We start from the raw sequence: 15,342 nt of genomic DNA, 5'->3' as shown, positions 1-15,342 counted from the left end.
TTACCGGGTTAACGCCCGGAGATCACTTCAGTGACGACGTCTTGCATGACCCCGTTATTCACCTGAATCACTGCTTTGTGCGGATCAAAACGCAGCACGCGCGAAAGCGCATCGCCGCGCTGATCGTCCAGCAGTGAACTCACCTGCGCGCTACGCCAGCAGTGACGCATCTGCGCCACGGTCAAACCAGAAAGTTGCTCCAGCTGCTGCGCCAGCCCCAGGTCGTCGCTTTCGCCGCACAGCAGCGCGCGCACTGCCGCTTCGTCCGGTGCATCGACTAACTGCTGCAGCCAGCTTTTCAGCTGATTACCTTCAGCGATAAACGGCGAATAGATCATGCAAACCAGTTGGGTTTCATTGAGTCCAAATGCCTGTTCGGCGAACTGCGCGGCGCGCTGGCGGGCGCGCTTAATCGCCTCATCGTCCTGATAACGTGCCGCCATCTCATCAATCAGCTGCGGCGGGAAATCCTTTTTCACCATCAGCCCGAGCGCAAAGCGCACATATTCGCGAATGCCTTCGGCGTAGCTGCGCTGCAACAGCGTCTCCGCACGCAGACCGCGAATATGTGCCATTAACGTCGGGTTACCGCAGTCCGATTCGGAAAAGCTGAACATCAGTTCATCAAAGCGGAAATGCATAAATTCAGTCAGCAGCGCCCAGTGCGCGCCTGCTTCATACGCAGTGTCCTGATAGATATTGAAGAACAGCGGATCGCGTTCCAGCTGCCAGGTAATACGATGCGCGGGCGTCACCTGATCGGCACCGTAGATATCGGCGAAATAGCGCTCGGCCACGCCATCCAGCGTCTGCAGGAAGCCGCTAAAGCCGCGCGATTTATCCGCCACCGGAGCCGCAAACAGCCGTGAAAGGTGGCGCGCCCACGCCAGATAAGCGGTTTGTTCCTGCGGCGAATCGCCGGTGATGATCACATCAACGCCGCCGTCGTAATGCGCCGCCAGGCCAAACGAGTTCACCATGCTGAGATTACAGGCGTTACAAAACGTCGAGCGCGCATCGGCGCGGAAGCGATGGCCATTCATCAGCACATCGTTGCGATTCTGCTGGCGCACGCTGTCTGGCATCGGTAAATGGCGATCGAAGTGGCGGATTTGCAGGCCGTCAGTCACCAGACATTCGGTAAAGTCATCATCGTGGATGTGCAACGCGCGATACACGCGATCGATATTCTCCATTACGCTGTCGTTCATTGCCGCATGGCGGTTGGTGCTAATGCGCAGCTGAAAGGTGCTGCCATGTTGCTGCCAGATCAGCCCCTGAATGTAGCGCACGTACGCCACCATATAGCTGCTGTCTTTGCCGCCGCCGTAGGCCAGCAGCACGCGGTTATTCTCCGGGTGAGTGGCATCCGGGAGCGCGGCAAGTAAACGGCGTGAACAGTGTTGCGCGGAATCAATAATCGTGGGGGTGAGATATCCACTAATCTCTCGCATCAGGGTGGACAGATTATTCATTTTTCACTTCATCCTTTGGCTAAAAAGTCGCTGCTGCCGTGCTGGCGGCATCAGACGGGAAATGGGCCACGAAGGTGCTACGGAATGAATGCCTTAAAGACGATTGCGCGGGTTATCAATTAACTAATGCAGCCTAAAGTACTTTGAATGTAATCTGGTGAAAACGCACAGATCCGGACGAAATAGGGTGGAACAGATGGCGGGTGAAACGGAACAGGGCAGTCGTTACCGTCAAATCGCAGAGCAGATAAAACAAGCCATTCACAGCGGCTCGCTGCCGCCCGACAGCCGTTTACCGTCGGTGCGCACGCTGGCGACGCAGTACAGCGTCAGCATGACCACCGCGCTGAAAACATTACGCACGCTTGAGGATGAGCACTACGCGGTGGCGCGTCCCAAGTCCGGTTTTTTTGTCGCACCGCGGCCTGTTAATAAAACCTTTCCCACGCTCATTAACGAGCAAGCGCGCGAAGTGGCGCCGCTCGATGAGCAGACCGAGCTGCATCTGGCGATGCTCGGTTCAGACTGCCGCGTGCGGCTGGATCTGGCCAACGGCGACCTTTCACTCTATCCGGTGAAGAAGATTGGTTTGCTGATGCGCCAGATGGGTTACAGCAAACCGGCGCTGCTGGGGAATACCGTAAAAGGCACCGGCTACGCGCCGCTGAAAAATGAAATTGCACGCCGCGCGGTGGATTATGGCTGCAATATCAATGCGGATGACATCCTGATCACCAACGGCTGCATCGAAGCGATTTCGCTGGCGCTACGCGCCACCACGCGGCCCGGCGATATCGTCGCGGTGGAATCGCCGTGCTATTTCGTGTTGCTGCAGATGCTGCATAACCTCAATCTGCGGGTGATTGAGGTGGAAGCCGGGCCGGAAGGTTACGTTAATGTGGAAAAACTCACTTCACTGTTCCAGCGCAAAGCGGTGCAGGCGTATCTCACCATCAACAACATCAATAATCCGCTCGGCAAAAGCATTCCCAACGAGCAGAAAGCCTATATCGCGCGTCAGGCCGACGAGAACGATGTGGTGATCATTGAGGATGATATCTTCGGTGATACCGCGTTTGGCGAGCGCCGTCCGTTCCCGATGCGCGCCTTCAGCCCGAACGCTATTTTGTGCAGCGGCTTCTCGAAAACGGTTGCGCCGGGTATTCGCATTGGCTGGGTGCACAGCAGCAACTACATGCGCAAAATCGCCTCGCTGAAATACACCACCAGCATGGGCACCTCGGTGTTGTCGCAAGCAGCGATTGCCGAACTGCTGCGCAGCGGCGGCTATGATGCGCATCTGCGTAAGCTACGGCGCGAGTTGAAGAATCAAATCCAGCATATGCGTCAGGCGGTGCTGCGCTACTTCCCGCCGGGCACGCGGGTGTCTGATCCTGAAGGCGGCTATGTGTTATGGGTGGAAATGCCGATCGGTGCGCTGAATGTGCGCGCGCTGTTTCTCAAGGCGCGCAACGCGGGTATCGGTATCGCGCCGGGCCACATTTTCGCTACCGATCACCGCTACGATCACTGTTTTCGACTCAATGCCGGTTTTGGCTGGAATGCCGAAGTGGAGCAGGCGATTCAGCAGCTGGCGCAGTGGTGCCAGCTGTCGTTGCCGGCGAATTGAGTTGTAGGGTCGCCATTTATGGCGACCTGGCCGATTAATCGCTAAATGCGGCTTCCAACTCTTCCGCCAATATCTGCACCGCGCGCTCAATCTTCTCAGCATCCGGCACATAGTTCATGCGCATGCATTGATGGGTATGCGGCCATTCATGTTCCAGACCGGGGAAGAAGAAGTGGCCGGGCACCATCAGCACGCCGCGCGCTTTCAGGCGCTGATACAGCGTTTCGGTGCTGATCGGCAGATCGCGGAACCACAGCCAGAGGAAAATCGCGCCTTCGGGTTTATGAATCAGGCAGCGATCTTCCGGCAAATAGCGGCGCAGAATCGCAATCGTCTCGCTCACTTTAGCCTGATAGAACGGCTTAATCACCTCTTCCGACAGCCGCAGCAAATCCCCGCGTACGATCATCTCATTAGCAATCGCAGGACCGATGCTGCCCGGCGCCAGACTAATAATGCCGTTCATGTTGCCAATGGCGGTGATGGTGCTCTCATCGGCGACGATAATACCGCAACGTGCGCCGGGCAGGCCGAGTTTCGACAGGCTCATGCACAGAATGGTATTGGGATTCCACAGCGGGCGCGCTTCGCTAAAGATGATGCCGGGGAACGGCACGCCGTACGCGTTATCAATCAGCAGCGGTACGCCGCGCTGCTGCGCCAGCGCATCCAGCTGCAGCAGTTCGTCATCGGTGATCACGTTGCCGGTTGGGTTGGTCGGGCGCGATACGCAAATCAGGCCGACATCGTCATTCAGCGGCAGATGATCGAAATCGACGTGATATTTGAACTGGCCTTCCGGCAGCAGCTCAATGTTTGGCTTGGCTGAGACAAACAGTTCGTCTTCCAGACCGGCATCGGCGTAGCCGAGATATTCTGGTGCCAGCGGGAACAGCACGCGCTTTTTGCTACCGTCGGCGCGACGTCCGGCGAACAGATTGAAGAGATAGAAGAACGCGCTCTGGCTGCCGTTGGTCAGCGCGATGTTTTGCGCGGTTAATGGCCAGCCAAGTTCCTCACGCAGCATCTTCGCCAGCGCATCCAGCAGCAGCGCTTTGCCGCGCGGACCATCGTAGTTGCACAGCGCTTCGCTCAGCTTGCCGTCCTGATGCATCTGCATCAGCAACTGGTTGAAATAGTCATTCATCGCCGGGATCTGCGCCGGATTACCGCCGCCAAGCATGATAGTGCCGGGCGTGCGCAGGCCTTCACCCATGTCTTCCATCAGACGTGAGATGCCGGAGTGTTGAGTAAATTTGTCGCCGAACTGAGAAAAGGACATAGGAAGTTAAAACGTTGTGAAATCGAATGGGGAACCACCATAGCGCCCGCCGCTGGCAGGCGCAATGGGTAAACGGCAAGCTTAGCCTTGGATCTGCGGGTTAACGCAGTTTTTCTCGACTTTGCCGCTCAGGGCGGCGATCAGGTTATCTACCGCGTCGCGCGCCATGCCGTAACGGGTTTCATGGGTGGCGGAACCGATGTGCGGCAGCGCGACCACGTTCGGCAGCGTCAAAATTTCGGCATCGGCAGGCACCGGCTCAACTTCGAACACATCCAGACCGGCGGCGTGGATAGTGCCGTCTTTCAGCGCCGCCGTCAGCGCTTGCTCATCCACCACCGGACCGCGACCGGCGTTGATCAGAATTGCGCTTGGCTTCATCAACTTGAGCTGCGCCGCGCCAATCATATGGTGCGTCTGTTCGGTCAGCGGCAGGCTGATGCAGACAAAATCACTCTCTTTCAGCAAGGTTTCCAGATCGCAGGCACGCGCACCAAAGCGGGTTTCCGCCTCTTCATGCTGACGACGCGCGTTATAGAGAATGTTCATGCCGAAGCCAAAGTGCGCACGCTGCGCCAGCGCCAGGCCGATGCGGCCCATACCGAGAATGCCGAGGGTTTTGTGGTGCACATCAATGCCGAAATGATCCGGGCCGATGCTCTTTTTCCACTCGCCGGCTTTGACCCACTTATCCAGCTCGGTCACGCGACGCGCGGTGCTCAGAACCAGCGCCATCATGGTATCGGCGACGGTTTCGGTCAGCACGGTTGGTGTGTGCATCAGCAGCACTTTGCGTTGATTCAGCGCATCAACGTTGAAGTTATCGTAACCCACCGACACAGTGGAGCAGGCGCGCAGCGCGGGCATTTTTGCCAGCAGCTCGCCATCCACTTTGCCGCCAGAGCCGAGCAAACCTTGCGCCTGTTCGAACTGCGCCGCGTGTTTTTCGATAGTTTCCGGGGAAATGTCGTGCACTTCAGTGACGGTGAAATGGGCATCCAGTTTGGTGCGCAGGTCATCTGGCAGGCTCTTATAAAGAATCACAGCAGGTTTCATCTTTTGCTCCCTTTAAAATGTAGGGGAGGCTTTAAGGCCTCCCGAATCGATTACGCGTGCTTCGCCCCGTGAACGGGCGGCGGCGTTTTGTTCTGGGCTGGTTTGACGATCAACGTCAGCCAAACCGAAGCCAGCAGCGCAGCACCCATGAAAATGTAGGAGGCGGCAGGCGAACCGGTCGCGCCATTAAGATAGCCTACAATCCACGATCCGACGAAGGAACCCAGTGCGCCCATGCTGTTGATTAATGCCATCGCACCACCGGCGACGTTGCGCGGCAACATCTCCGGAATGATGGCGAAGAACGGACCATAAGGCGCATACATCGCCCCACCGGCAATTACCAGCAGCGTATACGACAGCCAGAAGTTGCTGGAACCCACCAGATACGAACCGAGGAACGCCAGCGCGCCAATCAGCAGCAGCGGCCAGACAAACAGTTTACGGTTCTGAGTTTTATCTGACGCCCACGACACCACGATCATCGCAATGGTCGCCACCAGATACGGCACCGCAGACAGCCAACCGGCTTCCACCATGCCCATCTGCGAACCGTTACGCAGAATGGACGGCAGCCACAGCACAAAACCGTACACGCCGATGCTCCAGGCAAAATATTGCAGGCACAGCAGGATCACGTTGCGATTACGGAACGCTTCACCGTAGTTACGTACCGCTTTAATCCCTTCCTGCTCTTTTTGCAGCTGCGCCTGCAGCGCGGCTTTCTCGCTTTCGCTCATCCATTTGGCCTGGGCAGGTTTGTCCTGCACCAGGAACCACCAGGCCACCGCCCAGATCACTGCCGGGATGCCTTCAATGATAAACATCTCGCGCCAGCCAAAGGACTCAATCAGATAGCCGGAAACCACCGACATCCACAGCACCGTCACCGGATTACCGAGGATCAGGAAGGTATTGGCGCGCGAACGTTCGGATTTGGTAAACCAGTTGCTGATATAGATCAGCATCGCCGGCATTACCGCCGCTTCCACCACGCCGAGCACAAAGCGGATCGCCGCCAGCATCGGAATGTTGCTGACCACGCCGGTCAGCGAGGCGCAGCCGCCCCATAAAATCAGGCACCAGAAAATCAGCTTCTTCACGCTGCGACGTTCGGCGTACAGCGCGCCGGGGATCTGGAAGAAGAAGTAGCCGAGGAAGAACAGGGCGCCCAGCAGCGATGACATGCCTTTGGTGATGCCGAGATCGTCATTTATCCCTGCGGCAGAGGCGAAGCTGAAGTTCGCCCGGTCCAGATACGCCAGACTGTAGGTGATAAACACGATGGGCATGATAAACCACCAGCGTTTTGGCGCGATTGTCTGCGATTTCATGGGTGACTCCTCTGGTTGAGGTGGACGCATTCAGTGGATGCGCCTCGCGATATTGTTGTAGTGGGTACAGCTATTTGGTTTCGTACGGACCCGTAGCGGCGCAATTTATTGCGCTTCTGGCAGCGAAGCCGCTGCGAAAAGCGCGCGATGCATCGCGCCGCTACGGGATTGTGCTGTTATCAGTAATCGCCCAATGCCGCGCGCGTCGGCAGGCCTTCGCTGTCGCCAGCGACCTGAATCGCCAGGGAACCGATTTTGTTGCCACGCAGAATCGCCTGCGGCAGGGATTTTCCTTCCAGCAAAGCGCTGATCAGCCCAACCGCAAAGCCGTCGCCGGCACCCACGGTATCGACCACATTCTCGACGCGAATCGGTGCGACCTGGCCTTGCTGGCCGTCGGCGGTTTTGTACCAGGCGCCGTCGCCACCGGTTTTGATCACCACCGCTTTCACCCCTTTATCGAGGTAGAAATCGGCGATGGCTTCCGGCTGGCGGTAGCCGGTGAGAATCAAACCCTCTTTCTCGCCCGGCAGCACCCAATCGGCGTATTCCGCCAGATGATTGAGTTGCTTGCGCATCTCCTCTTCGCTGCGCCATAACACCGGACGCAGATTAGGATCGAAGGAGATGGTTTTGCCCCGCGCACGCATCTCTTTTGCCGCGTGTTGCGCCAGGGCAAGCGAGCTGTCAGAGATTGCCGCCGCCACGCCGCTTAAATGCAGATGGCGCGCGCTGCCAAAGTAGTCGTCGTTGAAATCGTCGGGCGACAGATGGCTGGCGGCGGAGCCTTTGCGGAAATATTCCACTTCCGGATCGGAGCCGTCATCGACGCGGGATTTGAGCTGGAAGCCGGTGCGATAGCGCGCGTCCGTGGTGACGCAGCGGTGATCGACGCCCTCTTTTTCCAGCTGTTGCAGTGTGAAGCGACCAAAACTGTCGTCGCCGACGCGGCTCACCCAACCGACCTGCAAACCGAGGCGCGCCAGGCCAATCGCCACGTTGAGTTCGGCCCCAGCAATGCGTTTGACGAAGCCTTCTGCTGCGGCGAGATCGCCGGTTTGCTGGGCGATAAACATCGCCATCGCTTCACCAATCGTCACCACATCCAGCGTTTTTTGCGTCATCATCGGCTCCTTACGCTGCACGCAGCAGGTCAACGTAATGGCGAGTGACCGCCAGCAAATCCGCGCCTTCCAGCGGGAATTCGATGCCGCGCGGTGCGTCGGTTGGCAGCGCGTTCAGCAGCGTGCGCCAGCTATCGTCGGCCTGATCCAGCGCGATAGCGCGGAAGGTCGCGCCGTGCGGCACCGCGGTTTTCACGTGGATGTAGCTAACGTAGCGACTGAGTTGCGCGGCGGCCTGCAAACCGTCTTCGCCGGTCCACTGCCAGTTGCCCATATCGAAGGTCATATCCAGCGGCAAGGCGGCATCGCAAGCTTGATGGAAGAAGCGCAGCATCGGCGCCAGTTTGCTGTCTGGCGTTTGATCGTTCTCAACCACCAGCGTCACCGTTGATGCTTTAAGTACATCGAGCAGCGCGCGCGCATCAAGTTCAACAAAATGGCCAAGCGCCACTTTCAGGCGCTGAGCGCCGATTTGTTCGGCTTCCTGCAGGAACTGCGCCAGACGCGGATTCAGCGCACCATCATCCAGCCACAACGCTTCCGGCACGGAATAGCTGGCGCTCAGCTGATGCTGGGAAATTGCATTGCCGAGCGCGTGCAGCAGGCAGAGTTCATTTTCGTTGAACAGCTCGCGACGGATTTCGACGCCATCCGCGCCGGCCTGTTTGATCAGCGGCAACAGCGCGGCCTGTCCACCCAATTCCGCTACTTTCTGCGCGCCGTAAGCGGCAGTTACAACAATAATTTCTGGTTTCATCACGTTTCTCCGGGCATGACCACATCCCATTCGTTATAAAAAACCTAAATGGAACCGGTTCCAAAGGAAAGGCGCAGACCGTGAAATTATGATCATGCTCACGAAGTGAGCCATAAAAGGCTGGCTTAGCGCAGCGGCTGGCTGGAGCCGCGTACGATCAGTTCGCCGGAGAAGAGCTGTTCGCTGACCGATTGCTCGCTGCCCTCAATGCGCGCGATAACCTGCTCCAGCGCGGCGTAACCAATCTGCCAGGTGGGCTGTTTCAAGGTGGTGATGCCGACGCCCGCCAGCGCCGCCCATTCCAGTTCGTCAAAGCCCAGCAGGCCAATCGCTTCGCCCCAGCGCAGCGCAAGGCGCTGCAGCGCGCGCGCCACTTGCAAGGTCAGCGCGCCGTTGGCGGCGATCACCGCACAGCGTTTGTCGGGATGGCGCTGGTGGAATTCCCGCAGCTGTTTTTCCAGCGCGTCGGGCTGATGCAGCGCTACCTCGGCATTCTCTGCCGCAATCTGAGGTACGTTTTTTACCGTATCGTAGAAGGCGCGCAGACGTTCACGGCGCGTATTAACGCTGCCGAGCGGCTCACTAAGGAAGAGCAGGGCTTGATAGCCGTTATCCAGCAAATGTTGGGTCGCAACCGCGGAGGCTTCAACGTTGTTGAGCCCCACCATATCGCAGGCGAAATCGGGGATTTTCCGGTCAATCAATACCATCGGCAGCATCGACTGTTGCAGGCGATTGAGCACTTCTTCATGCATGCCCACGGCATTAACCACAATGCCTTCCACCTGATAGCTGCTGAGCAGTTGCAGGTAATGCTGTTCGAGATCGACTTCGTTGTTGGTGTTACACATCAGCAGGGTAAAGCCCTGCGCACGACACGCCGCTTCGATGCCGCTCAGCACGTCAACCGAGTATGGATTGGTGATGTCGGCAATGATCAGGCCAATCAAACGCGTGCGGCCGCGTTTCAGTCCGCGCGCCATCTGGCTGGGACGATAGTTGAGTTCGGCGATGGCCTGTTCGATACGGGCTTTGAGATCGGGCGAGAGCAGATTCACTTCGCCATTCAGATAGCGGGAAACGCTGGTTTTACCGGTTTTTGCCGTACGGGCAACGTCACTGATTGTGGCTCGTGGCGGCCTGGTTTTCATTGCTTACACCTGCTGAAAAGAAACAGGCGAAGACTAACACAGCTCGCGCCTGGCGCAATCATTGCGCGTCAGAAGTGAGTCGCAGCACCGGTTGCCAGAGCGTTTGCAGCTCGCTCGGCGGCACATCATCGAGCAGTTGCAGCACCATTTCGGCGATGCGCTCGCCAATATGCTGCTGCGATGATTGCAGAATGGAGTTCACCGGCTGATCGACAATCGAATCGGGCGGCAATCCATCATACACATACAGCGGAATCGCCTGCGCGCCCTTGAGGCGGGCCGCCTGCTGCAGCGCAATCGCGGCACCTTCACCCAGCGTGCTGCAATCGGTGATGATCGCCTGCGGCGCGTCGCCTTGGGCCAGCCAGGCATTGGTTTGCTGATAGCCGGAGCGGCGCGTGGCGGGTAGCGCGGCCATCAGGGATTGATTGACCGGCGCCTGATGCTGAATCAGCGCATCAATGAAACCCTGGCGGCGATCGAGGATGTAAGTCGCCGTTTCGTTACTGCCGAGATAGGCCAGACGCGGCCACCCTTGTTGCAGGCAGTGTTCTGCCGCCAGAAAGGTACCGGCGTGATTATCGTAATCAATCCACGCGTACGGCAGCGGCAGCTCGCTGCGGCCGAGCGTCAGGAAGCGGAAACCCTTCTGCTGCAAGCGTTGCAGTCGCGCATCCTGCGGCAGGGTGTGGGTTAAAATCAGCGCATCGATGGCGCCGCTGCGCAGCATGCGGATCAGCTTACGCTGTTGCCCTTGCGGTTTGTCAGGCAGCAACAGCAAATCAATATCGTGCTGGGCGAGGCGTTGATCCAGCATCAGCAGCATTTGGCTGTAATAGCTGTCATTGAGCGAGGCGTGGCTGATGGGAAAGAGCAGACCGACCGCATTGGCGCGCCCGGTTTTCAGGCGGCGGGCAGCGTCGTTGGGGCGATAGCCGCGCGCATTCGCTTCGTCTTCAATGCGTTTACGCGTGACTGCCGCTACATCGTCATAGCCATTTAGCGCCCGGCTCACGGTAGTAACTGAGAGGCCAAGGGTAGCGGCGATGGCTTTGAGTGACATGATAGCGTCCCACTGATCAATTTTTGATCACGCTAGCATAAAGGAAAAGGCGGCTCTATCGGTTACGAATTTTTTAGCTTTTTCTAACAAAGATGGTGTCAAAAGAGGCGGAAAAATGTGACAAAAGCCGATCTGTTCGTGCAGATCGGCTCTTTACTTTTAGCCCAGCGGGCTGAGGGTGATCTCAACGCGACGGTTCTGTGCTTTACCGTCTTCGGTGCTGTTGCTGGCAACCGGATTATCCGGGCCTAAACCCTGGGTGCGCAGACGGTTTTGCGCCACGCCTTGCAGAATCAGACCGCTGGCCACGCTGTCGGCGCGCTGCTGTGACAGGCGCATATTCAGCGCGCGCGTGCCGGTACTGTCGGTGTAGCCCACCACATTCACGGCGGTTTTTGGATACTCTTTCAGCACCATCGCGACGCCGGTCAGGGTGTTAGCGCCCGCCGGTTTCAGGTTGCTGCTGTTAGAATCAAAGGTGACGTTATTTGGCATGTTGAGCACGATGTTGTCACCCTGACGCGTCACGCTGACGCCGGTGCCGCGCATTTTGTCGCGCAGTTTCGCTTCCTGCACATCCATGTAATAACCCGCGCCGCCGCCCAGTGCAGCACCGGATGCCGCGCCAATCAGCGCGCCTTTACCGCGATCTTTCTTCGACGACGACAGCACGCCCACGCCCGCGCCCAGCACCGCGCCTAAGCCGGCGCCGATGCCCGATTTACCCGCCTGCGATTCGCCGGTATACGGATTGGTGGTACAACCCGACAGCGCGAGGCTGCCGCTCAATAACAAGGTCAGCGCCAAAATACGCTTATTCATGAAAAATCCCTCACAGATTTAAACAGGGAAAAGTCCCAAAACGGCACTATTATGCCGTTCAATTATGGGGAAATGCGTGAGGGTCAGTCTTAATTTGTAAACTTTTGCTTTAAAGATTATCAGGATGGCAGAAACAGCTGGTTTGATGATCGTTAATTAAGCCGCAGGCCTGTAGAAATGAGTGGCAGGTTGTGGGGCCGACGAATTTAAAACCACGCTTCTTAAGTGCTTTCGATAGCGCAATCGCGGGCTCGGAAGTGGTTGGCGCGTCTTTGTAGTTAGCGTAACGGTGCAAAATCGGCGTATGGTCGACAAAAGACCAGATAAAGCGTGAAAACTCCTCTCCGGTGGCTTCCAGCGCCAGCAAGGCACGCGCATTGTTGATGATCGCTTCCAGCTTGCCGCGATGGCGAATCAGTCCTGCATTTTGCATCAACCGTGCCATGTCGCTTTCATCCATCAACGCCACGGCTGCGGGATCAAATTCATGGAACGCGCGGCGGTAGTTTTCGCGTTTTTTCAGTACCGTAATCCATGAAAGTCCGGCCTGTTGGCCTTCAAGACAGACCATTTCAAATAAGACTCGCTTATCGGTTTGCGGCACGCCCCACTCTTTATCGTGGTACGCCAGATACAGTGGATCCTCAGTTACCCAGCCACAACGTTGCATTGCATCACTCCCTTAGCCTATGAAATAGCGGTAGTTCCCTTGACGAATGGCAAAAGCGATTAATAGTTATACAAGGGGCGCCGATATAGATCTTATAAAACCTAAACGCCCATCTCTTCCCGGCTCGTCAGGAGTCCTTCATGTTGCAGAAAAGTCAGCGGACAGGCCAGCATATAATCGCGCTGGCTTTTGGCAGTGTATGGCTATTTTTTCTGGCCGGGAATACCTATGCCTTTGATCAATCGAGCCAGAATAGCGCACCCGATTACAACGCCATACTTGCTGAAAAAATTTCCAGTAATCACCTGATGTTGACAGAAAACCCCGATGCCAACCTGTTTGACGCCGCGCTTAACTCGCCGAATGACTACGCGCTGGTGATGCACAGTGAAACCGCCAGCGTCGGCGCTACGCCTTTTGTTAATCGCTACTCTGCCGGCTGGTCGATGCCGATGAGTAAAGCGGTGAGCACCGGGCCGGTGGCGCAGTTTGCGGTAGATGATTCGACTTTGAGCTGTCCGAAGTGCGCAGGAGTGGATAGCAACAACGCCGAGCACATTGCCTCCGTTGGCTGGCGCGTGGATTCTAGCTTTAGTGGGATATCGCCGTGGGCGCAGGTAAGTTACAGCCATCTGGTAAATGAAGAGTTGCCATCGCCCACCCGCGAACGAGCCGAGGATATCAACGGACGGGAAAACAATTGGGTGGATGTCAGCGTCGGCGCAAATATGCCGCTGGGGCAAAATATGGCGGCCTTTGCTTCTTTTGCGCAAACGGGCGCAGTGACCAGCGGCGAGCAGTTTATTTATAGCCTGGGCGTCAGCGCCAGCTTCTAATCGGCATAAAAAGAGAAGTGACAAAACCTGAGGTCCATATACTAAGCGCGCTAATCATTACTTTGGTCACAATATGCGCAACAATATTATTCTTATTAGCCGTGAAGTTACGGCCTTTCTCATCAGTGGATTGGTGCTCGTTTTCTGTATGGCGATGGTCTACATCGACGTCAACTGGATGAACGATGCCCTGCACGAAACCTCCTTCACCGAAATCACCCAGGAGCTGATGCTCTTGCTCATCGCCACCTTCTATTTCCTCTCGGCCTGGCAGCGGCCATCACAACGCAGCGTGCTGATCCTGGTCGGCGGTTTTTACAGCTGCATGCTGATTCGTGAGATGGACTTCCTGTTCGATTTCATCAGGCACGGCGCATGGCTGTGGTTTGCGCTGGCGACGACGGCGGCCTGTCTGGCGATGGCCTTCCGCCAGCCGCGCCAGATCCTGCCCGGCCTGGCGTCGCTGGTTCAGCATCGCAGCTGGCAGATGATGGCCGCAGGTTTACTGGCTATTTTGGTGTTTTCGCGCCTGTTTGGCATGCATCAGCTGTGGGAACATCTGATGCTCGATGGTTATAACCGCGTGGTAAAAAACATGGCGGAAGAGGGCAGCGAGATGTTTGGCTACAGCCTGTGCCTGATCGCATCGGCTCGCTATCTTTGGCAAACCCGGCCGCAGCCTGTCGCGGTTCGGGTGCCGCACGCGTCACGCCATGTGGATCGCGCCGAACCGCTGACGATGCCACGCTAATCGCTGCGACCTTTTTGACGATCACTTGTCCTAAAACAGGTACACTTACCGCATAACGCCGGGCTGAATTTGCCGCCCGGCGCACCATGCTGGTTAACGTCAGGTTTCTTCATGTCAGTCAAAATCTTATCTTCAACGTTGGTGGGGCTGGATGGCTTCTGCCATGACCCGCTCACCGTGCTGCAGCAGGCCGATAACGGCACGCTGGCGGTGCTGCATAACAATACGCCGGCGTTTTATGCGCTCACGCCGCAGCGTCTGGCGCAGCTGCTGGCGCTGGAAGCCGCCGCGCAGCAGCCCAATGATGTCACGCTGGATGAGAGTCTGTTTCAGACCGAAAGCGCGCCCATCGCCACGCCGGTGGGCAAGTTCGCAATGTATGAAGGCTGGCAGCCCGATAGCGATTTTCAGCGTCAGGCCGCCATCTGGGGCGTGGCGTTGAGTGAACCGGTTACCGCCGCCGAGCTGGCCACGTTTGTGGCGTACTGGCAGGCGGAAGGCCGTTTGTTCCATCATGTGCAGTGGCAGCAGAAGCTAGCGCGCAGCGTGCAGATGAATCGCGCCGCCAATGGCGGACAGCCAAAGCGCGATCTCACGCAAATCAGCAATACTGATTACGATATTCCCGATGGATTCCGAGGTGAGTAATGAAAACGCCGAACGATCTTTTTAGTCGCCTGAAAAAGATGATGCCCTCCGAAGTGCAGCCGAAATTCAAAAGCGGCGCGGAGCTGCTGGCCTGGAACCAGGAACAGGGCCGCTTGCGCTCGGAAGCGATTGTGCGAGAAAACCGCGCGATGAAAATGCAGCGCATCATGGGGCGCTCGGGCATCCGCGAGCTGCACATGAACTGCTCGTTCGACAACTATCGCGTGGAAAATGATGGGCAGCGTAAAGCGCTGGCCATGGCGCGCGAATACGCCGCCGGATTTGAAAATAGCATCTCCAGTTTTGTTTTCTCTGGCCGTCCCGGCACCGGTAAAAACCACCTTGCTGCAGCGATTGGTAACGATCTTATTATTCGCGGTAAAAGCGTGCTGATTGTCACCGTGGCCGACTTGATGTCGAGCATGAAGGGCACTTTCAGCGGCGGCAGCGATTTAACCGAAGAGCGCCTGCTGCACGATCTCAGCCATGTGGATCTGCTGGTGATCGATGAGATCGGCATGCAGAGTGAATCGCGCTATGAAAAAGTGATCATCAATCAGATTGTTGATCGCCGCTCATCGTCGAAACGCCCAACGGGCATGTTATCGAACCTCGATCCCGCCGGCATGAATTCGCTGCTGGGTGAACGCGTGATGGACCGTATGCGCCTCGGCAACAGCTTGTGGGTGCGCTTTGACTGGGAAAGTTATCGCAGCCGTGTGCGCGGTGATGAGTATTGAGGA

General features: G+C 57.1%; 15 protein-coding genes. 5 read left to right on the top strand and 10 right to left on the bottom strand.

The genetic code is table 11. The features are described from left to right. Positions 1-8: 8 nt before the first annotated feature. Positions 9-1,475, bottom strand: a complete 1,467-nt coding sequence (locus K5Y30_RS20810) for a hypothetical protein (RefSeq protein ID WP_222213214.1) — start codon at positions 1,473-1,475, stop codon at positions 9-11. A 196-nt stretch (positions 1,476-1,671) separates the two neighbouring features. Here K5Y30_RS20810 and K5Y30_RS20805 point away from each other — a divergent pair, with 196 nt between their 5' ends. Continuing rightward, entirely contained in the window at positions 1,672-3,105 is a 1,434-nt protein-coding gene (locus K5Y30_RS20805; protein WP_222185634.1) for a PLP-dependent aminotransferase family protein, read from the top strand. A gap of 34 nt (positions 3,106-3,139) precedes the next feature. Here K5Y30_RS20805 and K5Y30_RS20800 read toward each other — a convergent pair whose 3' ends face one another. The 9 genes from K5Y30_RS20800 to K5Y30_RS20760 all read right to left on the bottom strand — a co-directional run bounded on the left by K5Y30_RS20800 (position 3,140) and on the right by K5Y30_RS20760 (position 12,364). Then, positions 3,140-4,387 carry a valine--pyruvate transaminase gene (locus K5Y30_RS20800; protein WP_222213212.1) on the bottom strand — a complete coding sequence of 416 codons (1,248 nt, stop codon included), beginning with the start codon at positions 4,385-4,387 and terminating at the stop codon, positions 3,140-3,142. Between the two features lie 81 nt (positions 4,388-4,468). After that, a complete protein-coding gene (ghrB, locus tag K5Y30_RS20795; RefSeq protein WP_110868252.1) occupies positions 4,469-5,443 on the bottom strand; it encodes a glyoxylate/hydroxypyruvate reductase GhrB in 975 nt (324 codons plus the stop codon). A gap of 50 nt (positions 5,444-5,493) precedes the next feature. Continuing rightward, positions 5,494-6,777 carry an MFS transporter gene (locus tag K5Y30_RS20790; RefSeq protein ID WP_101763879.1) on the bottom strand — a complete coding sequence of 428 codons (1,284 nt, stop codon included), beginning with the start codon at positions 6,775-6,777 and terminating at the stop codon, positions 5,494-5,496. A 179-nt stretch (positions 6,778-6,956) separates the two neighbouring features. After that, on the bottom strand, positions 6,957-7,901 hold the full coding sequence (locus K5Y30_RS20785) for a sugar kinase (protein WP_008105274.1): 945 nt from the start codon (positions 7,899-7,901) through the stop codon (positions 6,957-6,959). Positions 7,902-7,911: 10 nt separating this feature from the next. After that, entirely contained in the window at positions 7,912-8,658 is a 747-nt protein-coding gene (locus tag K5Y30_RS20780) for a sugar phosphate isomerase/epimerase (protein WP_222213210.1), read from the bottom strand. Positions 8,659-8,783: 125 nt separating this feature from the next. Further along, positions 8,784-9,809, bottom strand: a complete 1,026-nt coding sequence (locus K5Y30_RS20775) for a LacI family DNA-binding transcriptional regulator (RefSeq protein ID WP_222213208.1) — start codon at positions 9,807-9,809, stop codon at positions 8,784-8,786. A gap of 58 nt (positions 9,810-9,867) precedes the next feature. Continuing rightward, positions 9,868-10,872 (bottom strand): LacI family DNA-binding transcriptional regulator, encoded by a 1,005-nt coding sequence (locus K5Y30_RS20770; protein ID WP_222213206.1) that lies wholly within the window; start codon positions 10,870-10,872, stop codon positions 9,868-9,870. Between the two features lie 159 nt (positions 10,873-11,031). Continuing rightward, a complete protein-coding gene (locus K5Y30_RS20765; protein ID WP_101763875.1) occupies positions 11,032-11,694 on the bottom strand; it encodes an OmpA family lipoprotein in 663 nt (220 codons plus the stop codon). 109 nt (positions 11,695-11,803) lie between these two features. Further along, positions 11,804-12,364: a DNA-3-methyladenine glycosylase I gene (locus tag K5Y30_RS20760; RefSeq protein ID WP_101763874.1), complete on the bottom strand. Its 561-nt coding sequence runs from the start codon at positions 12,362-12,364 to the stop codon at positions 11,804-11,806. A 140-nt stretch (positions 12,365-12,504) separates the two neighbouring features. Between K5Y30_RS20760 and K5Y30_RS20755 the strand changes: the two genes are divergently transcribed. From K5Y30_RS20755 to dnaC, 4 genes are all read left to right on the top strand, one after another. Next, a complete protein-coding gene (locus tag K5Y30_RS20755; RefSeq protein ID WP_137384840.1) occupies positions 12,505-13,200 on the top strand; it encodes an autotransporter in 696 nt (231 codons plus the stop codon). A 73-nt stretch (positions 13,201-13,273) separates the two neighbouring features. After that, positions 13,274-13,951 carry a hypothetical protein gene (locus tag K5Y30_RS20750; RefSeq protein WP_192236815.1) on the top strand — a complete coding sequence of 226 codons (678 nt, stop codon included), beginning with the start codon at positions 13,274-13,276 and terminating at the stop codon, positions 13,949-13,951. Between the two features lie 111 nt (positions 13,952-14,062). Beyond that, on the top strand, positions 14,063-14,599 hold the full coding sequence (gene dnaT / locus K5Y30_RS20745; protein ID WP_222213204.1) for a primosomal protein DnaT: 537 nt from the start codon (positions 14,063-14,065) through the stop codon (positions 14,597-14,599). After that, positions 14,599-15,339 (top strand): DNA replication protein DnaC, encoded by a 741-nt coding sequence (dnaC, locus tag K5Y30_RS20740; protein ID WP_110868257.1) that lies wholly within the window; start codon positions 14,599-14,601, stop codon positions 15,337-15,339. Before dnaT ends, dnaC begins: the two co-directional genes overlap by 1 nt. Positions 15,340-15,342: the final 3 nt, after the last annotated feature.

It is taken from the genome of Pantoea sp. DY-5 (genome assembly GCF_019795955.1).
GTDB lineage: Bacteria > Pseudomonadota > Gammaproteobacteria > Enterobacterales > Enterobacteriaceae > Pantoea > Pantoea leporis.
Note: the sequence above shows the minus strand (reverse complement) of the source record. Positions and strands in the feature narration are given on the sequence as shown.